This window comes from Micromonospora sp. CNZ322, from assembly GCF_007827755.1.
Genome location: NZ_VITD01000014.1, coordinates 1 through 22,844, shown reverse-complemented (window position 1 = coordinate 22,844; position 22,844 = coordinate 1). Strand labels below are relative to the sequence as shown.

21 protein-coding genes are annotated in these 22,844 nt (G+C 71.0%); 9 read left to right on the top strand and 12 right to left on the bottom strand.

Features of this window, described 5'->3' with window-relative positions; all coding sequences use genetic code 11:
• The first annotated feature begins 26 nt into the window (after nt 1-26).
• A complete protein-coding gene (locus FB453_RS26685) occupies nt 27-992 on the top strand; it encodes a COX15/CtaA family protein (protein ID WP_186718578.1) in 966 nt (321 codons plus the stop codon).
• Between the two features lie 382 nt (nt 993-1,374).
• Here the strand turns inward: FB453_RS26685 and FB453_RS26680 are convergent, their stop codons facing one another.
• From FB453_RS26680 to FB453_RS26670, 3 genes are all read right to left on the bottom strand, one after another.
• Nucleotides 1,375-2,295, bottom strand: a complete 921-nt coding sequence (locus FB453_RS26680; protein WP_145794699.1) for a hypothetical protein — start codon at nt 2,293-2,295, stop codon at nt 1,375-1,377.
• 13 nt (nt 2,296-2,308) lie between these two features.
• A complete protein-coding gene (locus tag FB453_RS26675; protein WP_091403682.1) occupies nt 2,309-2,644 on the bottom strand; it encodes a hypothetical protein in 336 nt (111 codons plus the stop codon).
• Between the two features lie 470 nt (nt 2,645-3,114).
• Nucleotides 3,115-4,068 (bottom strand): heme o synthase, encoded by a 954-nt coding sequence (locus tag FB453_RS26670; RefSeq protein ID WP_091403680.1) that lies wholly within the window; start codon nt 4,066-4,068, stop codon nt 3,115-3,117.
• A gap of 266 nt (nt 4,069-4,334) precedes the next feature.
• Between FB453_RS26670 and tkt the strand changes: the two genes are divergently transcribed.
• From tkt to pgl, 6 genes are all read left to right on the top strand, one after another.
• A complete protein-coding gene (gene tkt / locus FB453_RS26665; protein WP_145794696.1) occupies nt 4,335-6,473 on the top strand; it encodes a transketolase in 2,139 nt (712 codons plus the stop codon).
• Between the two features lie 15 nt (nt 6,474-6,488).
• A complete protein-coding gene (tal, locus tag FB453_RS26660; protein WP_112700329.1) occupies nt 6,489-7,667 on the top strand; it encodes a transaldolase in 1,179 nt (392 codons plus the stop codon).
• Nucleotides 7,664-9,313 carry a glucose-6-phosphate isomerase gene (locus FB453_RS26655; RefSeq protein WP_145794694.1) on the top strand — a complete coding sequence of 550 codons (1,650 nt, stop codon included), beginning with the start codon at nt 7,664-7,666 and terminating at the stop codon, nt 9,311-9,313. The genes tal and FB453_RS26655 overlap by 4 nt, the downstream gene beginning before the upstream one ends.
• A gap of 2 nt (nt 9,314-9,315) precedes the next feature.
• Nucleotides 9,316-10,869 carry a glucose-6-phosphate dehydrogenase gene (gene zwf / locus FB453_RS26650; RefSeq protein ID WP_112733086.1) on the top strand — a complete coding sequence of 518 codons (1,554 nt, stop codon included), beginning with the start codon at nt 9,316-9,318 and terminating at the stop codon, nt 10,867-10,869.
• Entirely contained in the window at nt 10,866-11,882 is a 1,017-nt protein-coding gene (locus FB453_RS26645; protein WP_112588345.1) for a glucose-6-phosphate dehydrogenase assembly protein OpcA, read from the top strand. Before zwf ends, FB453_RS26645 begins: the two co-directional genes overlap by 4 nt.
• A gap of 143 nt (nt 11,883-12,025) precedes the next feature.
• On the top strand, nt 12,026-12,796 hold the full coding sequence (gene pgl / locus FB453_RS26640) for a 6-phosphogluconolactonase (RefSeq protein WP_112726835.1): 771 nt from the start codon (nt 12,026-12,028) through the stop codon (nt 12,794-12,796).
• A 17-nt stretch (nt 12,797-12,813) separates the two neighbouring features.
• On the opposite strand, the gene FB453_RS26635 is transcribed toward pgl, so the two are convergent.
• The 8 genes from FB453_RS26635 to rapZ form a co-directional block, all read right to left on the bottom strand.
• Entirely contained in the window at nt 12,814-13,155 is a 342-nt protein-coding gene (locus FB453_RS26635; RefSeq protein ID WP_112588349.1) for an RNA polymerase-binding protein RbpA, read from the bottom strand.
• A gap of 140 nt (nt 13,156-13,295) precedes the next feature.
• Entirely contained in the window at nt 13,296-13,556 is a 261-nt protein-coding gene (gene secG / locus FB453_RS26630) for a preprotein translocase subunit SecG (RefSeq protein WP_030337344.1), read from the bottom strand.
• A gap of 96 nt (nt 13,557-13,652) precedes the next feature.
• Nucleotides 13,653-14,444, bottom strand: a complete 792-nt coding sequence (gene tpiA / locus FB453_RS26625) for a triose-phosphate isomerase (RefSeq protein WP_112588351.1) — start codon at nt 14,442-14,444, stop codon at nt 13,653-13,655.
• Nucleotides 14,445-15,644, bottom strand: a complete 1,200-nt coding sequence (locus tag FB453_RS26620) for a phosphoglycerate kinase (RefSeq protein WP_088949252.1) — start codon at nt 15,642-15,644, stop codon at nt 14,445-14,447. It lies immediately after the preceding gene.
• A complete protein-coding gene (gene gap, locus FB453_RS26615) occupies nt 15,641-16,645 on the bottom strand; it encodes a type I glyceraldehyde-3-phosphate dehydrogenase (RefSeq protein WP_091403662.1) in 1,005 nt (334 codons plus the stop codon). The genes FB453_RS26620 and gap overlap by 4 nt, the downstream gene beginning before the upstream one ends.
• Before the next feature lie 267 nt (nt 16,646-16,912).
• Nucleotides 16,913-17,893, bottom strand: coding sequence for a DNA-binding protein WhiA (gene whiA / locus FB453_RS26610; protein WP_091403660.1), 981 nt, complete (start codon nt 17,891-17,893; stop codon nt 16,913-16,915).
• Between the two features lie 54 nt (nt 17,894-17,947).
• Nucleotides 17,948-19,057 (bottom strand): 2-phospho-L-lactate transferase CofD family protein, encoded by a 1,110-nt coding sequence (locus FB453_RS26605; protein ID WP_145794692.1) that lies wholly within the window; start codon nt 19,055-19,057, stop codon nt 17,948-17,950.
• The gene (gene rapZ / locus FB453_RS26600) at nt 19,054-19,926 is read right to left on the bottom strand and encodes an RNase adapter RapZ (RefSeq protein ID WP_112588408.1); all 873 of its coding nucleotides are present in this window, start codon (nt 19,924-19,926) and stop codon (nt 19,054-19,056) included. Before rapZ ends, FB453_RS26605 begins: the two co-directional genes overlap by 4 nt.
• A gap of 282 nt (nt 19,927-20,208) precedes the next feature.
• Here rapZ and FB453_RS26595 point away from each other — a divergent pair, with 282 nt between their 5' ends.
• Both FB453_RS26595 and recQ read left to right on the top strand, forming a co-directional pair.
• A complete protein-coding gene (locus FB453_RS26595) occupies nt 20,209-20,553 on the top strand; it encodes a hypothetical protein (RefSeq protein ID WP_145794690.1) in 345 nt (114 codons plus the stop codon).
• A gap of 76 nt (nt 20,554-20,629) precedes the next feature.
• Nucleotides 20,630-22,471 carry a DNA helicase RecQ gene (gene recQ, locus FB453_RS26590; RefSeq protein WP_145794687.1) on the top strand — a complete coding sequence of 614 codons (1,842 nt, stop codon included), beginning with the start codon at nt 20,630-20,632 and terminating at the stop codon, nt 22,469-22,471.
• 67 nt (nt 22,472-22,538) lie between these two features.
• Here recQ and FB453_RS26585 read toward each other — a convergent pair.
• A partial coding sequence (locus tag FB453_RS26585; protein ID WP_186718576.1) for a C39 family peptidase occupies nt 22,539-22,844 on the bottom strand: 306 nt, incomplete at its 5' end.

The window sequence follows — 22,844 nt, the reverse complement described above, 5'->3', positions numbered from 1 at the left end:
GAGTCGGACGAACCTCGATCACTACGGTGCGTAGGATTTGCGCCGTGAACCGAATCGTCCGTCCGGTCTCCGGCATCCTGCTGCGCCGCCTCGCGCTCGCCTCGATCATCGCGAACGTGGGCATCGTTGTCACCGGCGGGGCCGTCCGATTGACCGCCTCGGGCCTCGGCTGCCCCACCTGGCCCCGGTGCACCGACGATTCCTACGTCACCACGCCCGAGATGGGCGTGTACGGGGTGATCGAGTTCGGCAACCGCATGCTGACCTTCGCGGTGGGTCTGATCGCGCTGGCCACCGTACTGGCCGTACTGGCCCACCGACCCCGCCGACCCGGGCTCCTCGCACTGGCCGTGGCGGTCTTCCTGGGCATCCCCGCCCAGGCGGTGATCGGTGGCATCACCGTGCTGACCAACCTCAACCCGTGGGTGGTCGGGCTGCACTTCCTCGCCTCGATGGCCGTGATCGCCGCCGCGTACGCCCTCTGGCGACGCATCGGCGACCCCGACGGCCCGACAGTGGCCGTGGTGCCCGCACCGCTGCGCGCGCTGGCCCGGGTCACCACAGGCGTCACAGTCGCCGTGCTCGTCGTCGGCACCTGGGTCACCGGCAGCGGCCCGCACGCCGGCGACCACGGCGCCGCCCGCAACGGGCTCGACCCGGAGACGATCTCGCAGGTGCACGCCGACGGGGTCTTCCTGCTGATCGGGCTGTCGGTGGCGCTGATCTTCGCGCTTCGCGCCGTCGGTGCGCAGCGGGCCACCCGCGCCGCGATCATCCTGGTCGCCGTGGAGTTGAGTCAGGGCCTGATCGGCTTCGTGCAGTACTTCACCCACGTGCCGGCGATCCTGGTCGGCACGCACATGCTCGGCTCCTGCCTGGTGCTGCTGGCCGCCCTGTCGGTGCAGTGGTCCACCCGGGAACGCCGCGCGGTCACGTCGGCCCCCCAGGCCACCCCGGCCGACGCCGCCGCCCCGGTGCCAGTCACCGCCTGACCGCCTAACCGCTCGGCCTCGTGGCGCCCCGCGCTCCCGCGCCCCGCGGTGCCAAGATCTCCGCAACTCCCCCGATGTTGCTGCCTCCGACACGCGGGAGACAGCAACATCCCTGATGTTGCTCGGATCTTGACGACGAACCCCGCCCCCGAGGAGACCGGACCACGGTTTGGCCGCCCATTGCCACCAAGATCGCACTCGAACCAGGATGTAGTGGCCACGGCACGCCAGGAAGCCACTACAACCAGGATGTTGCGCGATCTTGCCGGCGACAACGGGCGCACGGCGGCACGGGCGGCAAGCGGCACCGGACACACGGAGGCCGGCGGCGCGGACGCATGGCGGCGCGGGCGGCCGTCAGGGGTTGCTCTTGTTGTGGTGGTCAGGTGGTGCGGGCCAGGTGGGTGGTGATCGCGGTGGCGAGGCGGTCGGGGGCGCCGTCCGCGTACCCGATGAAGAGCGACGGCTCGGTCAGCTCCAGCTCGACCAGGACCGGCTCGCCGTCCGGGCCGGGGATCAGGTCGACCCGGGCGTAGAGCAGCTGTCGGGTGCCGCCGGGCACCGTCGCGAGGGTCTGCTCGGCGACCGCCAGCTGTTCGGGGCGGGCGGTGCGGGCGGTGATCTCTTCGGCCTTGTAGAGCCCGTCGGTGCCGAGGTCCGGCCCGGACAGCATCGGACCCTTGCGGATCGCGTGGCTGAACGCGAGCCCGTCCGGGCCGGCCAGGAAGAGCAGGGCCGTCTCGCCCTCGGTGTCGACGGCCCGCAGGTACGGCTGGACCATGGTGACCCGGCCGGCCTCAGAGAGCCGGCGAACGTGTGCGGCGGCCAGGTCCCGGTGCTCCGGGTCGGCCAGGTCGTACCGGCCGGTGTCCTGGCTGCCGGCGCTGGTCGCGGGCTTGAGCACGTACTCGCCGGTCTCGGCGGGCAGCTGCCAGCTCTCCCCCGGCTCGATCCACGACGTCGGCACGGTTGGCACCCCGGCGGCGCTCAGTTCGGCGAGGTAGCGCTTGTCGGTGTTCCAGCGGACCACGTCCGCGGGGTTGACCAGCCTCGGCACGGTGGCCGCCCAGGACACGAACTCGTCGCGGCGTAGCGCGTAGTCCCAGGGTGAGCGGAGCACGACCAGGTCGTAGGACGACCAGTCGACGTCGGGGTCGTCCCAGACGACGGACTGGACGGCGAAGCCACGGGCGGTGAGCGGGGTCAGGACCAGCCGGTCGTCCGGGTCGAGGTCGGCCAGGTCTGAGCAGGTGACGAGAGCGACCCGGGGTTCCCCCCGGGTCGACTGGTGATATGTGGTCAATTCAGCTGTGTGTTCAGCGGGCCATCGTGCGCCGGGCCATCGACCGCCAGAGGTCGTTGCTCGGACGCATCTGGTCCATCAGTTCACGCTCCCAGGCGTTCTCGACGGTGACTCCCGCCTTGGCGCACGCCTCCCGGGCGGTGACGGTGTCGTCGGCGAACTGGTCGCCCCACTCGCCGTCGGAACCCACCAGGACGATCCGCGCGCCACGCTTGCCGACGTACTCGATGACCGCCTTCGCGCCGCCGTGTCCGGCCGCGAACGCCTTGAGGCCCGCGACCAGGCCCTGGGGCGCCTGCTCGCCGGCGGTCTGCTCGGCCGTCAGCGTCGTATCGGAACCATCTGCCATGACGCGAAGCCTAAGCAGAGTTGCACCCTGTCGCGCGAGAACCATGAACCTTTTGTGATGCCAATTACCTACAGGTTTAAGGACGACCACAGGTTGACTGTCCGTTTATTTACCGACTTTTGCGCTCAAAGCACGTCGGGAAATCGCCTCCGAACCGACCCAGGTTGAGCCGATCCGACTCATGCTGAAAGTTACCCTGATGTGACATTAAACCCGGACAACTCATCCACGTCCATGATTAGTCAGTAGATCATCGGCGCCATTCCCCGCCGGGTAGAGCCACGGCGCGACAACTGACGCACGACGCGAGGGCCGCCGAGCCGCAGCGCGCAAGAAAGCCGCGGTGCCCCAGAGAGCCCGGTGCCCAAGAGAGCCCGGTGCCCAAGAGAGCCGACAGCCAGCGGAAGACGGCGGGCGGAGACCACTGCCTTGGACGCGAAGGGCACAGAGCCGGGCAGCGCGGGGAGGGGTCAGATCAGCGCGTCGAGCGCGACGGCCACGAAGACGATCGTCAGGTACGTCGTCGACCAGTGGAACAGTCGCATCGGCTTGACCGCCTCGCCGCGCGTCGCGCGCCGGCAGAGCCGGTGTGCCTCGACCACGAAGATGGCACCCACCACCAGGGTCGGCACCCCGTAGATCGCGCTGAGCCCCAGCGGCCAGACGGCCAGGGAGGTGAGCACGGTGAGCCACGCGAAGATCAGGATCTCGGCGTTCACCCGGCGGATCGAGGCCACCACCGGCAGCATCGGGATGCCAGCCCGGGCGTAGTCGTCCTTGTACTTCATGGCGAGCGGGTAGAAGTGCGGCATCTGCCAGAAGAAGACCACAGCGAAGAGCCCCCAGGCGGCCGGCGCCAGCGAGCCGGTCACTGCCGCCCACCCGATCAGCACCGGTGCCGCCCCGCAGGCGCCGCCCCAGAAGGTGTTCGTCGGGGTGGAGCGCTTGAGCCACAGGGTGTAGACGAGGTCGTAGTAGGCGATCGCGGCGAGGGTCAGCCCCGCGGCCAGCAGGTTGGTGAACGCTGCCATCAGGGCCACTGACACCGCCGCCAGCACCAGACCGAAGATCAGTGCGCTTCGCGGCGACACGGTGTGTGCCGGCAGCGGCCGACGCTTGGTGCGTCGCATCAGCTGGTCGATGTCGCGGTCGATGTAGCAGTTGAGGACGCTGGCCGCGCCGGCGGCGAGCGAGCCGCCGATCAGCACGATGGCCATCAGCCACAGCGACGGCAGCCCGCCCTCGGCGAGCATCATCGCCGGGACGGTCGTGACCAGCAGCAACTCGACGATCCGCGGCTTGGTGAGCGCGACGTACGCCGAGAGGACAGCGCGTACGTCCCGCCGGGCCACCGGGCCCTCGGCCGCCCGCGCCGGGTGTGGCCCGGCCGGGTTGCTCGCGGGGCGCTCGGTGATCATGCTCACGGATTGCCACCTTCCGGCATCGGGCACGGGGAGATCGGATCGGTCGGGACCACTCGGGTCCGCATACCGCCCCACACACTACGCGTCGTCGTTTTGGCTGCCCGGCCGACCCGACAACGGTGCGGGCCGTCACACCACCGGGTTGAACCGAGCATCCGGATGGTCACGTAGCGCACACCATGCGCAGATCCCCGGGCGCACGTTTAGGGACGCTCGATAAGGTCATCGGTGAGGGTTCCGCCCATCTGCCGAGGAGCACAACCATCGTGGCTGTTAAACGACCCGAGCACTCCGCACTGAACTGGTCCGACCTCGATCGCCGGGCCGTAGACACCGTCCGCGTGCTGGCCATGGACGCCGTAGAGAAATCCGGCAACGGTCACCCGGGCACCGCGATGAGCCTCGCGCCCGCGGCGTACCTCCTCTTCAACCGCGTCATGCGGCACAACCCGGCCGACCCGAACTGGCCCGGCCGCGACCGGTTCGTGCTCTCCGCCGGGCACTCCAGCCTGACGCTCTACATCCAGCTGTTCCTCTCCGGTTACCCGCTGAGCCTGGACGACCTCAAGTCGCTGCGGCAGTGGGGCTCGCAGACGCCGGGGCACCCCGAGCACGGGCACACGCCAGGCGTGGAGACCACCACCGGCCCGCTCGGGCAGGGTCTGGGCAACGCGGTCGGCATGGCCATGGCGGCGCGCCGCGAGCGCGGCCTGTTCGACCCCGAGTCCGAGCTCGGTGCGTCCGTCTTCGACCACGACATCTGGTGCATCGTCTCGGACGGTGACGTCGAGGAGGGCATCAGCCACGAGGCCAGCGCCCTCGCCGGGCACCAGCAGCTGGGCAACCTCACGGTGATCTACGACGACAATGAGATCTCCATCGAGGACGACACCCGGATCGCCAAGAGCGAGGACGTGGCCGCCCGCTACGAGGCGTACGGCTGGCACGTGCAGACGGTCGACTGGCGCAGCGGCGACGCCGACCAGGGCGACTACCACGAGGACGCCGAGGCGCTGTACGCGGCGCTGGTGGCCGCCAAGGCGGAGACCGGCCGCCCCTCCTTCATCGCGCTGCGCACCATCATCGGCTGGCCCGCGCCCAACAAGCAGAACACCGGCAAGATCCACGGCTCGGCGCTCGGCGCCGACGAGGTGAAGGCCACCAAGCGGATCCTCGACTTCGACCCGGAGCAGACCTTCCAGGTCGACGAGGAGGTGCTCAGCCACGCCCGCACGGTGATGGGCCGCGGCTCCGACGCCCAGCAGGAGTGGACCACCGCGTTCGACGCCTGGAAGAAGGCCAACCCGGAGCGCACCGCGCTCTACGAGCGGCTGGCTGGTCACGTACTCCCCGACGGCTGGACCGACGCGTTGCCGGTCTTCCCCGCGGACGCCAAGGGGGTGGCCACCCGGGCCGCCTCCGGCAAGGTGCTGGAGGCGCTCGCGCCGGTGCTCCCGGAGCTGTGGGGCGGCTCGGCCGACCTGGCCGAGAGCAACAACACCACAATGAAGGGCGAGCCGTCGTTCATTCCGGCCGCGCACGCCACCAAGGACTTCCCGGGCCACGAGTACGGCCGCACGCTGCACTTCGGCATCCGTGAGCACGCCATGGGCGCGATCCTCAACGGCATCGCCCTGCACGGTGGCACCCGCCCGTACGGCGGCACGTTCCTGGTCTTCAGCGACTACATGCGCCCGTCGGTGCGGCTGGCCGCGCTGATGAAGCTGCCGGTGACCTACGTCTGGACGCACGACTCGATCGGCCTCGGCGAGGACGGCCCGACCCACCAGCCGGTGGAGCACCTGACCGCGCTGCGGGCCATCCCGGGCCTGGACGTGGTCCGTCCGGCGGACGCCAACGAGACCGCCTGGGCCTGGCGGCAGGCGCTGGAGCACACCGACCGGCCGACCGCGCTGGCGCTGAGCCGCCAACCGCTGCCGACCATGGACCGCGACGTCCTGGGCGGCGCGGAGGGCGTGGCCAAGGGCGGCTACGTGCTGGCCGAGGCGTCCAACGGCAAGCCTCAGGTGATCATCGTCGGCACCGGTTCCGAGGTGCAGCTCTGCCTGACCGCCCGGGAGCGGCTGGAGGCCGACGGCACCCCGACCCGGGTCGTCTCGATGCCCTGCCAGGAATGGTTCTACGAGCAGGACGAGGCGTACCGGGAGTCGGTGCTCCCCCGCGGGGTAAAGGCACGGGTGAGCGTGGAGGCGGGCATCGCGATGTCCTGGCGCGGTGTCGTCGGTGACCTGGGCGAGAGCGTGAGCCTGGAGCACTACGGAGCGAGCGCCCCGCACACCGTGCTCTTCGAGCAGTTCGGGTTCACCCCCGACCGGATCGTGGCGGCAGCACACGCCTCGCTGGCCCGGGTGGGCGACATCACCGGTTTCACGACCGGCAACTGAGGGAGCGTGGATGGCATGACGGACAAGCTGAATGAGCTCACCGCCGCGGGTGTGGCGGTCTGGCTCGACGATCTTTCCCGGGTACGTTTGAGCTCCGGCGGGCTGGACCAGCTGCGCCGCGAGAAGCACGTGGCCGGCGTCACCACCAACCCGACGATCTTCGCCAAGGCGCTGAGCGACGCCGACGAGTACAACTGGCAGCTGCACGACCTCGCCACCCGTGGCGTCGAGGTCGAGGAGTCGGTGCGCATGCTCACCACGTACGACGTGCGATGGGCCTGCGACGTGATGCGCCCGTCGTACGACGGCAGCGACGGTGTCGACGGCCGGGTCTCGATCGAGGTGGACCCCCGGCTGGCCCATGAGAGCGACCGGACGGTGGCCGAGGCCAAGGCCCTGTGGTGGCTGGTGGACCGCCCCAACCTCTACATCAAGATCCCGGCCACCGAGGCCGGCCTCCCGGCGATCACCGCCACCCTGGCCGAGGGGATCAGCGTCAACGTCACGCTGATCTTCGGCCTGGACCGCTACTCGGCGGTCATGGAGGCGTTCCTCGCCGGTCTGGAGCAGGCCAAGGCGAACGGCCACGACCTGTCCAAGATCGGCTCGGTGGCGTCGTTCTTCGTCTCCCGGGTCGACTCCGAGGTCGACAAGAGGCTCGAAAAGGTCGGCTCCGACCAGGCGAAGGCGCTGAAGGGCAAGGCCGCGGTCGCGAACGCCCAGCTGGCGTACGAGCGCTACACCGAGATCTTCTCCTCCGACCGCTGGAAGGCGCTCGCCGCCGCCGGCGCGCACCCGCAGCGGCCGCTCTGGGCGTCCACCTCGACGAAGAACCCGGACTACCGGGACGTCATCTACGTCGAGGAGCTGATCGCCCCCGGCACTGTCAACACCATGCCCGAGTCGGTCATCCACGCGTACGCCGATCACGGCGAGACCCGCGGCGACACCATCACCGGCGCCTACGACGCGGCCCGGAAGGTCTTCGCCGACCTGGAGTCGGTCGGGGTGGACATGGACGACGTGATCGTCACCCTGGAACGCGAGGGCGTGGAGAAGTTCGAGGCCAGCTGGCAGGAGCTGCTCGACGGGGTCCGCAAGTCGCTGGAGGCGGCGGCCAAGGGCAAGGGTGCCCCGAACAAGGCGGCCAAGGGCAACGCCAAGGCTGCCGAGAAGGCCGGTGGTAACGCATGAGCGACCTGTTGGCTGGGCCGGTGGAGGCAGCGGCCGGGCTCGCCGTGTACGGCGCGGACGCGGTCGACAAGGCCGCGCCCGCCTCGACCCGGGACGCGCTGGTCAAGGCCGGCGTCCCGGGCAAGCTGGCGGGCAAGGACGCGAGCCTGTGGGGTCCGGACGCTGAGGCCGAGGCGAAGATCCGGCTGGGCTGGGTGGACACCCACCGGCGCAGCCGTGAGCTGCTCGTCCAGTTGGCCGAGCTGACCGCTGAGCTGGCCGACCTGGATCACGTGGTGCTCGCCGGCATGGGCGGCTCGTCGCTCGCGCCCGAGGTGATCACCCGGACGCTGGGTCGCCCGTTGACAGTGCTGGACACCACCGACCCGGGCCAGGTCCGGGCGGCGCTCGGTGACCGGCTGGAGCGCACCGTCGTGGTGGTGGCCAGCAAGTCCGGGTCGACGGTGGAGACCGACAGCCACCGGCGCGCGTACTGGCAGGCGTTCCTGGACGCCGGGATGACCGAGGCGGAGGCCGGCCGGCACTTCGTCATCGTCACCGACCCGGGTTCGCCGCTGGAGGCCACCGCGGTCGAGATGGGCGCGTTCACCGTGATCGCCGACCCGAACGTCGGCGGCCGGTACTCGGCGCTCACCGCGTTCGGTCTGGTTCCCTCGGCGCTGGCCGGGGTCGAGGTCGCGGAACTGCTCGACCAGGCCGACGCGCTGGCCACGTCGCTCGGCGCGGACCAGAACAACCCGGCGCTGGCGTTGGGCGCCGCCCTGGGCGCCGCGGCCACGCTGGCCCGGGACAAGGTCGCCCTGGTCTCCGACGGCACCGGCATCGACGGGCTCGGCGACTGGGCCGAGCAGCTGATCGCCGAGTCGACCGGCAAGGCCGGGGTGGGCATCCTCCCGGTGGTCGTGGAGTCTCCGCAGAGCCCCGGCGCCACCGGCGCGGACGTGCTGACCGTCAGCTACGGCGGCGCGCTGGCCCCCGGCGACATGCCGGGCGGCGGGGCCAACCCGGACGTGGCCGTCAACGGCCCGCTGGGCGCGCAGTTCCTGGCCTGGGAGTACGCCACCGCGGTGGCCGGCGTGGTGCTCGGCATCGACCCGTTCAACCAGCCGAACGTCACCGAGTCCAAGGAGAACACCAACAAGATCCTGGCCTCGGGCCTGCCGGCGGAGACGCCGTCGTTCACCGAGGGCGCGATCGAGGTGTACGCCCCGCAGGGCGCCCCCGGAGACCTGGCCGGTGCGCTGCGCTGGCTGCTCGACGGGCTGGGCGACGACGGTTACCTCGCGGTGATGGCGTACCTCGACCGGTTCGCCGACGCCGACACGGCCCGGCTGCGGTCGCTGCTGGCTCAGGCGAGCGGCCGACCGGTCACCTTCGGCTGGGGTCCGCGCTTCCTGCACTCGACGGGCCAGTACCACAAGGGCGGCCCGCAGGTGGGCAGCTACCTCCAGGTGACCGGCGCGGTCGCCGAGGACCTGGCGGTGCCGGGCAAGCCGTACACCTTCGGTGAGTTGCAGGCGGCGCAGGCCGCCGGTGACCGGCAGGCTCTCGCCGGTCGGGAGCGGCCGGTGCTGCGGTTGCACCTGACCGACCGGGCCGCCGGTGTCGCCCAACTACTGGACGCGGCCGGTGATCTGCGGGCGTGAGGATGGACGACGTGACTGAAGCGGAGCGAGGAGGCGGTTCGGTGAACCCGCTGCGCGACCCGCAGGACCGCCGGCTGCCCCGGATCCCGGAGCCCTGCGCTCTGGTGATCTTCGGGGTGACCGGCGACCTGGCCCGCAAGAAGCTGCTCCCCGCGGTCTACGACCTGGCCAACCGGGGGCTGTTGCCGCCGGGCTTCGTGGTGCTCGGTTTCGCGCGCCGCGACTGGGGTGACGGCGACTTCGAGACGTTGGCCTGCGAGGCTGCCCGCAAGCACGCCCGCACCCCGTGGCGCGACGAGGTGTGGGCGCGGCTGGCCGGCAACATCAAGTTCGTCGGCGGGTCGTTCGACGACGACGCCGCCTTCGACTCCCTCGCCTCGACGCTTGACGATCTGCGTCAGACCCACGGCATCACCGGCAACGCGGCGTTCTACTTCTCCATCCCGCCGGCCGCGTTCCCCGTCGTGCTCAAGCAGCTGGCCCGCACCGGGATGGCCGACAACGACAAGTCCGGCGGTTGGCGCCGGGTCGTCGTGGAGAAGCCGTTCGGCAACGACCTGCCCTCGGCGAAGGCGCTCAACGACCTCGTCGACGACGTGTTCACCCGGCAGGACGTCTTCCGGATCGACCACTACCTGGGCAAGGAGACGGTTCAGAACATCCTCGCCCTGCGGTTCGCCAACAACCTGTTCGAGCCGCTGTGGAACTCCAAGTACGTCGACTCGGTGCAGATCACCATGGCGGAGGACGTCGGCATCGGCACCCGCGCCGGCTTCTACGACACCGTCGGCACCGCCCGCGACGTGCTGCAGAACCACCTTCTCCAACTCCTCGCTCTGGTGGCGATGGAGGAGCCGACCAGCTTCGACGCCGACGAGATCCGGACCGAGAAGCTGAAGGTGCTCAAGGCCATCACCCTGCCCAAGGACGTCGCCCGGGACACCGTGCGCGGTCAGTACCTGCCGGGCTGGGTCGGCGGTGAACGCGCTGTCGGTTACCTGGATGAGCGGGACGTCCCCGCCGACTCCACCACCGAGACGTACGTGGCGGTGCGGTTGGGCATCCAGAACCGCCGCTGGGCGGAGGTGCCGTTCTACATCCGGGCCGGCAAGCGGCTGCCCCGGCGGGTCACCGAGGTCGCCATCATCTTCAAGAAGGCGCCGCACCTGCCGTTCAACGACGCCGACATGGAGTCGCTGGGCAACAACCAGCTGGTCATCCGGGTGCAGCCGGACGAGGGCGTGGTGCTCAAGTTCGGTTCGAAGGTGCCGGGCACGACCATGGAGGTCCGCGACATCGCGATGGACTTCCAGTACGGCGAGGCGTTCACCGAGTCCAGCCCCGAGGCGTACGAGCGTCTGGTGCTGGACGTGCTGATCGGCGACCGCACCCTGTTCCCGGACGCGGCCGAGGTCGAGCAGAGCTGGCAGGTGATCGATCCCCTGGAGCACGCCTGGGAGGGCACCACCCCGGAGCCGTACCGGGCCGGAGAGTGGGGCCCCCGGGCCTCCGACGAGATGCTGGCCCGCGAGGGCCGCGCCTGGAGACGAGCATGATCGGGCTGTGGGACACCACCGGCAACGAGGTGGTCAAGGCGCTCGCCGCCGAGCGGCGCAGCGCCGGCGGGGTGGCCAGCGGCATGGCGCTCACCCTCATCGTGGTCGTGGACGAGAAGCGGGTCCGGGAGGCGGAGGCCGCGGCGACGATCGCCGCCGCCGCGCACCCGTGTCGGCTCGTGGTGGTGGTCCGCTCGGAGATCGAGCGGGACCGCAACCGACTGGACGCGGAGATCGTGGTCGGGGGCCGGCTCGGCCCGTGCGAGGCGGTGGTCACCCGGATGTACGGCCGGTTGTCCCTGCACGCCGAGTCGGTAGTGATGCCGCTGCTCGTTCCCGACGTACCGGTTGTCACCTGGTGGCACGGTGAGCCACCGGCGGAGATCGCCACCGACTTCCTCGGGGTGGTGGCCGACCGGAGGATCACCGACTCCGCGCAGGCCGCCGACCCGGTGGAGGCGCTGCGGCAGCGTGCCCGTGACTACGCCCCGGGCGACACCGACCTGGCGTGGACCCGGATCACCCCGTGGCGCACCCTGGTCGCCGGGGCGTTCGACACCACCAGCGCGAAGGTCACCGAGGCGACCATCGTCGCCCCTCCCACCGACCCGACGGCGGCGCTGATGGCCGGTTGGCTGTCCAGCCGGCTCGGCATCACCCCACGCCGGGTGGACAGCAACGAGTTCCCTCGGATGCGGGAGGTGCAGCTCAGCTGCGCCAACGGCGACCAGCTGACGCTGACCCGCGAGGACAGCCTGGCCGTGTTCCGGCGGACGGGCCAGGACGACCGGGCCCTGCCGCTGGTGCGCCGCCCGCTCGGCGACGAGCTGGCCGAGGAGCTGCGCCGGCTGGACGCCGACCAGGTGTACGCGGAGGCGCTGGGCGCGACGGTCGGGCTGCGAGGGCTGGAGCAGCGCCCCGCGCAGCGGGTCCACGTCTGGAAGGATCCGGCCACCGCGCAGCGCGCCGAGGCCGGCGTGACCGCGCACGTCGGCACGAGCGGCGAGGGCTGAGCCCAGCCGGGGCACAACGTCGGGCAGGGCCGGTACGCACCGGCCCTGCCCCGCAATCTCCGGGGTTTTCGCCCCACCACCTCGGGCACACCGCCCCGGGCACGACAGCGACCGCCTCGCGGTCGGGAAACGAAGGCGTAACCATGAGTGAGGCGAGTGTCGCCGTCCACGCCGACGCCGACCTGCTGGCGCAGGCCGTGGCGGCCCGGTTGCTGGTGAAGCTGCTTGACGCCCAGGCCGACCGGGGCGAAGCCTCGGTGGTGCTCACCGGAGGTCGGGTCGCCGCGGCCGTGTACCGGGCGGTGGCGACGCTGCCGGCCCGCGACGCGGTGGACTGGTCCCGGGTCGACGTGTGGTGGGGCGACGAACGGTTCCTGCCCGCCGGTGACCCGGACCGCAACGAGACGCAGGCGCGGGCCGCCCTGCTGGACGTGGTGCCACTGGATCCGGCCCGGGTGCACGCGATGCCGGCCTCGGACGGCCCGGCCGGCAACGACCCCGAGGCGGCGGCTGCCGCGTACGCGGAGGAGCTGGTCCACGCCGCCCGGCCCGGGCACGCCACCCTGCCGCACTTCGACGTGCTGATGCTGGGCGTCGGCGAGGACGGCCACGTGGCCTCGGTCTTCCCCGAGCACCCGGTGGGCTACGAGACCCGGCCGGTCAGCGCGGTGCGGGGCAGCCCCAAGCCGCCGCCGACGCGGACCACCCTCACCCTGGCGGCGATCAACACCGCCGAGGAGGTCTGGCTGGTGGCCGCCGGCGCAGACAAGGCTCGCGCGGTGGGTATGGCGTTGGCCGGCGCCGGCCCGGTGCAGTTGCCGGCGGCGGGCGTGCACGGCGTGAACCGCACCCGCTGGCTGCTGGACCGGGCGGCCGCAGCCGACGTGCCTGTCCGACTGCGCAGCCTGCGCTGAGCGCGGGGAGGAGCCCGCTACTCGCCGCGTCGACGGCGTAGTGCGGCGAGCGCCTCGGCGAGCAGGGCCTCCCCCTCCTCGGCGGTGCGCCGCTCCTTCACGTACGCCAGGTGGCTCTTGTACGGTTCGGCGCGGACCCGACCTGGCGGGTTCTGGGCGTCCCGACCGGCGGGTAGGCCACAGCGGGGGCAGTCCCACACGGGTGGCGGTTCGACGTCCGCGGCGATCCGGATGTCGACCCGATGGTCGTTACGGCACCAGTAGCTGACGTCCTGTCGGGGGGCGGGTTGGTGCCGCTCGTCCGGGCGCATCGGTGCGGACCCGACCCGGGCTCCCCGGATAACGTTGCCATTCGGCACGGCTGCTCGCTCCTGTCGTCGGAGGGGACCCGCCGTCTTCGGGGGTGGAGCGGCGGGCGACGCGGTGCAGCGGAGAAAAGCCTGCGCGCGGCCCGTCGAGTGACGAACCGCGCGCAGATTGTACGACTTACTGAGCCTGCTCAGGCGCCGCTGTTCATTTGGAGGCGCAGCCAGAGCCCGAGGCCGACGATCGCGGCGAACCAGACGACGCTCACCAGAACGGTGTAGCGGTCCAGGTTCTTCTCCGCGACCGAGGAGCCGGCGAGGCTGGAGCTGACGCCACCGCCGAACATGCTCGACAGACCGCCACCCTTGCCGCGGTGCAGCAGGATCAGCAGGGTGAGCAGAATGCTCGTGATGACCAGCAACACGATCAACGTGTATGCGAACCAGATCGGCATGGCTGGGGTCAGTTCCTCTCGTAGCGATCCTCGCCCGGTCTGATCGGGCACGGCGGCACCGACCGGCGGACGGGCGGTGTCAAGGATACCGAGCGATCAGCGGGCGAGGTGCTCCGGGAACCGGCAGATCTGAGCGAATTCCTCGGCGTCCAGGCTGGCGCCCCCCACCAGGCCCCCGTCCACGTCCGATTGGGCCATGATCGAGGCGATGTTGGACGCCTTGACCGAGCCGCCGTAGAGAACCCGAACCTGGTCGGCGGTCTCCTGGTCGAAGCGTTCCGCCAGTCGCTGACGCACCGCCCCGCAGACCTCCTGGGCGTCGTCCGGGGTCGCGGTCTTGCCCGTGCCGATCGCCCAGACCGGCTCGTACGCGATCACGACCTGCCGCACCTGCTCGGGGGTGAGCCCAGCGAGGCCCCCGTCGAGCTGGTCGGAGCAGTGCGCCACGTGGGTGCCCTGCTCGCGGACGTCCAGCCCCTCCCCCACGCACAGGATCGGCGTCAGGCCGTGCGTCAGCGCCGCCTTGACCTTGGCGTTGACCAGCACGTCGTCCTCGTGGTGGTAGGCCCGCCGCTCGGAGTGCCCGACCACCACGTACGTGCAGCCGAGCTTGGCCAGCAGCGGCCCGGAGATGTCCCCGGTGTACGCGCCGGACGCGTGCGGGGACAGGTCCTGTGCGCCGTAGCCGATCAGCAGCTTGTCCCCGTCCACCGCGGTCTGCACCGTGCGCAGGTCGGTGAAGGGCGGCAGCACAACCGTCTCGACGTCGGTGAGCTGCTTCTCGGTGAGGCTCGCCGCCAGCTTCTGCACCAGCAGGTTGGCCTCGAGGTGGTTGAGGTTCATCTTCCAGTTGCCGGCCATCAGCGGCCGGCGGGTGGTGCTCGACATTCAGTTCTCCAGGGCCGCGATGCCGGGGAGGGTCTTGCCCTCGAGGTATTCCAGGGAGGCGCCACCACCGGTGGAGATGTGCCCGAAGGACGACTCGTCCAGCCCCAACGCACGGACCGCGGCTGCACTGTCACCGCCACCGACGACGCTGAACGCGTCGGCCTTGGTGATCGCCTCGGCGATCCCCCGGGTGCCCGCCGCGAACGCCGGCATCTCGAACACGCCCATCGGACCGTTCCAGAAGATCGTCTTCGCCTGGGACAGCGCGGCGCTGAAGCCGGCCACCGTCTCCGGGCCGACATCCAGGCCGAGCCGGTGGCTCGGGATGCCGTCGACCCGCACCGTGTCGTGTGCCGCGTCCGGAGCGAACGCGTCCGCGACCACCACGTCGACCGGCAGCATGATCTTGCCGCCGGACCGCTCCAGCAGGTTGCGGCAGGTGTCGACCATGTCCTTCTCCAGCAGCGAGGTGCCCACCTCCAGGCCCTGGGCCTTGAGGAAGGTGAAGCACATCCCGCCACCGATGAGCAGCCGGTCGACAGTGGGCAGCAGAGCCTCGATCACGGCGAGCTTGTCGGACACCTTCGACCCACCGAGCACCACCACGTACGGGCGTTCGGGGTCACCGGTGAGCTTGGAGAGCACCTCGACCTCACGCAGCACCAGCCGGCCCGCGACGTGCGGCAACCGGGCCGGCACGTCGAAGACACTGGCGTGCTTGCGGTGCACGGCACCGAACGCGTCGTCCACGTACGCGTCGCCGAACGCGGCCAGCTGGTCGGCGAAGGCACCCCGCTCGGCCTCGTCCTTGCTGGTCTCACCGGCGTTGAAACGCAGGTTCTCCAGAAGGGCGACCTGACCGTCGGCCAGGTCGGCGACTGTGGAGCGGGCGGAATCACCGACGGTGTCGGTGGCGAAGTGCACCGGCGCGCCGAGCAGCTCACCGAGCCGCCCGGCGACCGGGCCCAGGCTGAACTGCGGGTCCGGAGCGCCCTTCGGGCGGCCCAGGTGCGAGCAGACGACCACCTTCGCGCCGGCCTCGACCAGCGCGCCGAGAGTCGGCAGCACCGCGCGGATCCGGCCGTCATCCGTGATGGCACCGGTCTGCTTGTCGAGCGGGACGTTCAGGTCGGCGCGCACCAGCACGCGCCGACCCGACACCCCCTCGGCGAGCAGGTCGTCGAGGGTCCGGATGCTCACAGCGACGAACCGACCAGCTTGACGAGGTCGACCAGGCGGTTGGAGTAGCCCCACTCGTTGTCGTACCAGCCGACGACCTTGACCTGGTTGCCGACAACCTTGGTCAGCGGCGCGTCGAAGATGCACGACGCCGGGTCGGTCACGATGTCGGTGGAGACGATCGGGTCCTCGTTGTAGACCAGGATGCCCTTGAGCGGGCCGTCCGCGGCGGCCTTCAGCGCGGCGTTGACCTCGTCCACGGTGGTCTCGCGACCCACGTTGACGGTGAGGTCGGTGACCGAGCCGGTCGGGATCGGCACCCGCAGGGCGTACCCGTCGAGCTTGCCCTTGAGGTCCGGCAGGACCAGGCCGATCGCCTTGGCGGCGCCGGTCGAGGTCGGCACGATGTTCAGCGCGGCGGCCCGGGCACGACGCAGGTCCGAGTGCGGCGCGTCCTGGAGGTTCTGGTCCTGGGTGTACGCGTGGATCGTCGTCATCAGACCGTGCTGGATGCCGAACGTGTCGTGCAGGACCTTCGCCATCGGGGCGAGGCAGTTGGTGGTGCACGAGGCGTTGGAGATGATGGTGTGCTTCGCCGGGTCGTAGGTGTCGTGGTTGACACCCATGACGACGGTGACGTCCTCGTTCTTCGCCGGGGCGGAGATGATGACCTTCTTGGCCCCACCGTCGACGTGCGCCTTGGCCTTCGTTGCGTCGGTGAAGAAGCCGGTCGACTCGATGACGACGTCGGCGCCGACCTCGCCCCACGGCAGCTTCGACGGGTCCTTCTCGGCGTACGCCTTGATGGTCCTGCCGCCGACGGTGATCTCGTCGGCGGTGGCCTTGACCTCGTACGGCAGGCGACCGAGGATGCTGTCGTACTTGAGCAGGTGGGCAAGCGTGGCGTTGTCGGTCAGGTCGTTCACCGCCACGACCTCGATGTCGGCGTCAGACGCCAGCACTGCCCGGAAGAAGTTACGGCCGATTCGGCCGAAGCCGTTGATGCCAACCCGGATGGTCACAGGTCCCATCTCCTCGCGTTCTGGTCCGCCGGCTTCAGACAACGGGCCGGCGGGAATGGTGTGCGCCGACCGTTGGAGCCGGCCGTCGACGGTTCATCTCGGCCACCCCGCCGCGCGGTCTGAGGACCTGACCGCCCGAGGCGGTGGGGCACGACGAGGAGTGCCGGTGTCGGCCCCCTTGCCGTACGCAGCGACCCTATCCGAGCGTGCGAGACCACGCTGCGCCGGGTCGTGCTCCCGGGCGCACCGTGCGGCCCCACCGTCCTATCAGACCACGAGCATGTCGGGCGTGACGGCTGCTTCCGTATCCGGGATGCCAAGGTCGCGGGCCCGCTTGTCGGCCAGCGCCAGGAGCCGGCGGATCCGCCCCGCGATGGCGTCCTTGGTCAGCGGGGGGTCGGCCAGGGCCCCCAACTCCTCCAGCGACGCCTGCCGGTGCTCCAGACGCAGCCGACCGGCGTCGGTCAGGTGGTTGGGCGCCTCGTCGGCGAGGATCTCCAGCGCACGGGTGACCCGGGCGGCCGCGGCGACCGCCGCCCGCGCCGAGCGGCGCAGGTTGGCGTCGTCGAAGTTGGCGAGCCGGTTGGCGGTGGCTCGCACCTCACGGCGTACCCGACGCTCCTCCCAGGCCAGCACGCTGGAGTGCGCGCCGATCCGGGTGAGCAGCGCGGCGATCGCGTCACCGTCCTTGACGACCACCCGGTCCACCCCGCGTACCTCACGGTTCTTCGCGGTGATGCCGATGCGTCGGGCCGCGCCGACCAGCGCCAGCGCCGACTCCGGCCCCGGGCAGGTGATCTCCAGCGCGCTGGAGCGGCCCGGCTCGGTGAGCGAACCGTGGGCCATGAACGCGCCCCGCCACGCGGCGACCGCGCAGCAGACGTTGGCCGCCACCACGTGCGGGGGCAGCCCACGCACCGGGCGACCCCGCACGTCGAGCAGGCCGGTCTGCCGTGCCAGGGCCTCGCCGTCCTTGACCACCCGCACGATGAAGTGGCTGCCCTTGCGCAGCCCACCGGAGGCCAGCACGTGGATCTCGCTGGGGTAGCCGTAGACCTCGGCGATCTCCCGGCGGAGCCGCCGAGCCACCGCCCCGGTGTCCAGTTCAGCCTCCACCACCACGCGGCCGGAGACGATGTGCAGCCCGCCGGCGAAGCGCAGCAGCGCGGCCATCTCCGCCCGCCGGCAGCAGGGCTTGGGCACGTCGACCCGACTCAGCTCGTCCTTGACCGCGGCCGTCATCGCCATTGTGCGTCCCCTCACGGACCTGTTCCGGCGTGTCGCCGGAGATTACGTACGTGTCTAACGATCGGCGCCCAGGACAGGCACCAGCGCGGCGCCCAGGGCAGCCGGATCATGGCGGGGAGTCCCGTCGACAACGGCGACGGGGGCGAGGACCAGGCGGGCACCCAGCGATTCTGCCGCACGTTCGACCGGTTCGGGGTCACCCACCGCCTTGGCATCGGCGAGCACAAGATCGACCTTGAGTTCGGGCAGGTACCAGTGCAGCGCCGCGAGATGATCGGCGACGGAGAGCCCGAGGGTCTCCTTCTCGGCGGCGAGGTTCAGCGTGACCAGCCGCCGGGCCGAGGTGGACACGATCGCGTCGGCCAACTGCGGCACCAGCAGGTGCGGAAGCACACTCGTGTACCAGCTGCCCGGCCCGAAGATCAACCAATCGGCCGCCCGGATCGCCTCGATGGCCTCGGCGCACGCCGGCGGGGCACTCGGGGTGAGGCGCAACGACTCAACCCGGCCGGTGGTGACGGCCACCTGGTGCTGGCCACTGACCGTTTGCACCTCGTCCGGGGCGGCCGGGTCGGCACCGCGTACCCGCGCCTCGATGCCGACCGGTTGGCGGGACATCGGCAACACCCGGCCCACCGCGCCGAGCATCGCGCCGGCGTGCTCCAGCGCGGCCACCGGGTCGCCGAGCAGCTCCATCAGGCCGCAGAGCACCAGGTTGCCCACCGCGTGCCCGGTCAGACCGTCGGTCCCGGCCGACGCCCCGTCGGTGCCGCGCAGGGCTGTGTCCGTGCCGCCCTGGGCTGTGTCCGTGCCGCGCGGGGCCGCGCCGTCCCGGTCCGGGTCGTCGCCCACCGCCGGGCCCGGGCCGGTCGCGCCGGATCCGGGTACGCCCACCGGTACGGCGGCGAAGCGGTGCTGGAACAGCCCGGCGCTGCGCCGGGTGGCCGGGTGGTCCCCGGCCAACGCCACCAGCGCCTGGCGCAGATCTCCCGGCGGCAGGCCACCCCGCTCGGCCCGCAGCCGGCCACTGGAGCCGCCGTCGTCACCCACCGTGACCACCGCGGTGATGTCGAGGTCGAGTTCGGGAGCGCAGTGGCGCAGCGCACGCAACGAGGCGGACAGGCCGTGCCCGCCGCCGAACGCCACCACCCGCCGGGCCGTCATTCCCGCCCCAGGTCGCGGTGCTGGGCGTTCGCCGCCAACCCGGAGTGACGCAGTCGGCTGGCCAACTCCTCGGCGATGGCCACGCTGCGGTGCTTGCCGCCGGTGCAGCCCACGGCGACCGTGAGGTACCGCTTGCCCTCCCGCTCGAAGCCGGTCGTGGTGGCGTTGACCAGGTCGGCGTACGAGGCGACGAAGGCGTCCGCACCCTCCTGACCCAGCACGTACGCGCTGACCGCCTCCTCCCGCCCGGTGTGCTCACGCAGCTCCGGAACCCAGTACGGGTTGGGCAGGAAACGGGCGTCCAACACGAAATCGGCGTCCGGTGGCAGGCCGTACTTGAAGCCGAACGACAACACGGTGACCCGCAGCCGGCGGGCGTCCTCGCCGCCGAACAGCTCCTCGATGCGGCGCCGGAGCTGGTTGACGTTCAGGTGGCTGGTGTCGATGATCACGTCGGCCTGGTCACGGGCCTCCTCCAGCAGGCCGCGCTCCACGGCAATGCCGTCGGCCAGCCGGCCGTCACCCTGCAACGGATGCGAACGCCGAACGCTCTCGAACCGCCGGATCAGCACCTCGTCGTCGGCGTCGACGAAGACCACCCGGGGCGAGAATCCGCGCTCCTTGAGCTCCCGGATCGCCCCGGCCAGATCGGTGGAGAAGGCCCGCGACCGCACGTCCAGCACCATTGCGGTACGCCGGGCCGCGCCGCCCGCCTTGAACGCCAGCTCGGCCATGTCCAGCATCAGGGCCTGCGGCAGGTTGTCCACGACGTAGTAGCCGACGTTCTCCAACGCCCGGGCCACAGTGCTGCGGCCACCCCCGGAGAGGCCGGTGACCACCACGAGGGTGGTCTCCGACTCAGCCGCCATCTGCTCGTCACCGGCATCCGGGCCGTCGATCCGGTCACCGGCTGTGCGCGCCTCGCTCACCCGTACCCCCAAGCCGTGGCGCCGCGGCCGCCCTCGGCCGCGATTGGTCAATCAGCGACTCTATCCCGCCGCCGGGTCGCGGCCCGGCACCCGTGGCCGGGCGGCGGCCGCGGACCGCTTCGAGGGTCGCCCTCCCGACATCCCGCACGCTTGATGACGATCAGTAGTTGTCAATACGCTCAACGTGATCGTCGCAGGTCAGACCGACATCTGTAGGGTGCGATGCACGACCTGGCGGACAAGAACAAGTACGTCGGCTTCCTGTTCATGCGAATCAGCCCCGAGTACTTCGCCCTCGGCCGCGAGGGCATCCACGAGATCTCCGCCGAGCACGCCCGCGACCTGGGCCGCTTCGCCAAGCAGCTCACCCACGTCGTCTGCACCGGGGTGAACGGCAAGTACGACCAGGTCACCATGGTCGAGGCCGACACCCTCGAGGAGATCAACGCGGCGGCCACCGCCTTCCGCATGGGCAACAAGGCCCGCTACATCGAGATCGTCGACATCGTGATGGGGATGAAGGCCCCGCCGCGCGGCCTGGCCAACCGGTCCAGCCAGCCCGGCTGACCGCGTCGCCCGTCCGGTCCGCCCGACCCGGGTGCGCCGGACGGGCGCTGTCGGGGTGGGCTCGTAGACTCCCCGGATGGCTTCTCCCACCGACCTGCGGGCCGAGGACGCGCTGCCGGTGCTGCGCCGGGTGTTCGGCTACGACGCCTTCCGCGGTTTCCAGCAGGACGTGATCGACCATGTGGTCGCCGGCGGCGACGCGCTGGTGTTGATGCCCACCGGTGGCGGCAAGTCCCTGTGCTACCAGATCCCGGCCCTGGTCCGCGACGGGGTCGCCGTCGTCGTGTCCCCACTGATCGCGCTCATGCAGGACCAGGTGGACGCCCTCACCGCGGTCGGCGTACGCGCCGGGTTCCTCAACTCGACCCAGACCCTGGACGCCCGGCGGCGGGTGGAGGCCGCCTTCGTCGCCGGCGAACTGGACCTGCTCTACCTGGCCCCGGAGGCGCTCGGCGTCCGATCCACCCTCGCCCTGCTCGACCGGGGCCGCATCTCCCTGTTCGCGATCGACGAGGCGCACTGCGTGTCCCAGTGGGGGCACGACTTCCGCCCCGACTACCTCGCGCTCTCGATGCTGCACGAGCGCTGGCCGCAGGTGCCCCGCATCGCCCTGACCGCCACCGCGACCAGCGCCACCCGCACCGAGATCGCGACCCGGCTCAAACTCGACGACGCCCGGCACTTCGTGGCCAGCTTTGACCGGCCCAACATCCAGTACCGGATCGTGCCCAAGCGGGAGCCCCGCAAGCAACTGCTGACCCTGCTGCGCGACGAGCACCCCGGCGACGCCGGCATCGTCTACTGCCTGTCCCGGGCCTCAGTCGACAAGACGGCGGAGTTCCTCAACGCCAACGGAGTCGCCGCGCTGCCGTACCACGCGGGGCTGGACGCGGGCACCCGCGCTCGCAACCAGCAGCGCTTCCTGCGGGAAGACGGCCTGGTCATGGTGGCCACCATCGCCTTCGGCATGGGCATCGACAAGCCCGACGTCCGGTTCGTCGCCCACCTCGACCTGCCCAAGTCCGTCGAGGGCTACTACCAGGAGACCGGCCGCGCCGGCCGTGACGGCCTGCCATCCACCGCCTGGCTGGCGTACGGGCTTCAGGACGTGGTCCAGCAACGCAAGATGATCGAGACGTCCGACGGCGACCTCGCCCACCGCCGCAACCTGGCCGCGCACCTGGATGCGATGCTCGCCCTCTGCGAGACGGTGCGCTGCCGGCGGGTCCAACTGCTCGAATACTTCGGCGAGACGTCGACGGCCGCCTGCGGCAACTGCGACACCTGCCTCACTCCACCGGAGTCCTGGGACGGCACCGTCGCCGCCCAGAAGTTGCTCTCCGCCGTCTTCCGCCTCGACCGCGAACGCAACCAGCGCTTCGGCGCCGGGCACTGCATCGACATCCTGCTCGGCAAGCAGAACGACAAGATCAGCCAGTACGGTCACGACTCGCTGACCGTCTTCGGCATCGGCTCCGAGCTCAGCGAGGCCGAGTGGCGGGGCGTGGTCCGGCAACTGCTCGCCGAAGGGCTCCTCGCCGTGGAGGGCGACTACGGCACGCTGGCGCTGACCGAGGCGAGCGCCGACGTCCTCGCTCGCCGCCGTACGGTCACCATGCGCCGCGAGCCGGAGAAGCCGGCATCGAGCCGCTCATCGAAGCCGCGCGGCTCGTCCACCGTCGTGGCCGAGCTGACCCCGGCCGCCGCGTCGCTGTTCGAGCGGCTGCGAGCCTGGCGCGCGACCACCGCCAAGGAGCAGGGCGTCCCGGCGTACGTCATCTTCCACGACGCCACGCTGCGACAGATCGCCAGCGACGCGCCCAGCACCCTGGCCGACCTGTCCCGGGTCAGCGGAGTCGGCGAGAACAAACTCGCCAAGTACGGCGAGCAGATCCTGACCGTCCTCGCCACTGACTGAGGCATGCCGAAGGGCCGGGCCCCGTGGTGGGGGTCCGGCCCTTCGGTGTGTGCTGGTGGTGTGTGGGTCAGCTGGTGGCGTAGCCGCGGGTGGCGATCCAGTCGGCGAGGTGCTCGACGGTGACCTCGTAGGAGGCGGTGTTCGCATCGGCGGAGTCGGCGATCTTCACCACGTTCCCGCCGTCGCGGTAACCCACGACGCTGATGTAGTGCCCGCCCTCGAAGGAGTGCACGCCGCCGTCGGTGTCGACGCTGGTGCCGGCGATGTTCGCGACCACAGCCCGGCCGTCGTCCACGGTCTTGACGATGTCGGCGCGCAGCCGGTCGGTCTGCTTACCGTCAGCGTTGGGGCTGGAGATCTCCACGCTGTGGTA

Excerpts from the sequence above, each read along its gene's own strand:
- FB453_RS26655 (WP_145794694.1), top strand. The coding sequence starts at position 7,664 with ATGAGCGACCTGTTGGCTGGGCCGGTGGAGGCAGCGGCCGGGCTCGCC.
- FB453_RS26605 (WP_145794692.1), bottom strand. The coding sequence starts at position 19,057 with ATGACGGCCCGGCGGGTGGTGGCGTTCGGCGGCGGGCACGGCCTGTCC.
- tpiA (WP_112588351.1), bottom strand. The coding sequence starts at position 14,444 with ATGTCGAGCACCACCCGCCGGCCGCTGATGGCCGGCAACTGGAAGATG.
- FB453_RS26595 (WP_145794690.1), top strand. The coding sequence starts at position 20,209 with ATGCACGACCTGGCGGACAAGAACAAGTACGTCGGCTTCCTGTTCATG.
- recQ (WP_145794687.1), top strand. The coding sequence starts at position 20,630 with ATGGCTTCTCCCACCGACCTGCGGGCCGAGGACGCGCTGCCGGTGCTG.
- rapZ (WP_112588408.1), bottom strand. The coding sequence starts at position 19,926 with ATGGCGGCTGAGTCGGAGACCACCCTCGTGGTGGTCACCGGCCTCTCC.
- FB453_RS26645 (WP_112588345.1), top strand. The coding sequence starts at position 10,866 with ATGATCGGGCTGTGGGACACCACCGGCAACGAGGTGGTCAAGGCGCTC.
- tal (WP_112700329.1), top strand. The coding sequence starts at position 6,489 with ATGACGGACAAGCTGAATGAGCTCACCGCCGCGGGTGTGGCGGTCTGG.
- FB453_RS26675 (WP_091403682.1), bottom strand. The coding sequence starts at position 2,644 with ATGGCAGATGGTTCCGATACGACGCTGACGGCCGAGCAGACCGCCGGC.
- zwf (WP_112733086.1), top strand. The coding sequence starts at position 9,316 with ATGGACGACGTGACTGAAGCGGAGCGAGGAGGCGGTTCGGTGAACCCG.
- pgl (WP_112726835.1), top strand. The coding sequence starts at position 12,026 with ATGAGTGAGGCGAGTGTCGCCGTCCACGCCGACGCCGACCTGCTGGCG.
- whiA (WP_091403660.1), bottom strand. The coding sequence starts at position 17,893 with ATGGCGATGACGGCCGCGGTCAAGGACGAGCTGAGTCGGGTCGACGTG.
- secG (WP_030337344.1), bottom strand. The coding sequence starts at position 13,556 with ATGCCGATCTGGTTCGCATACACGTTGATCGTGTTGCTGGTCATCACG.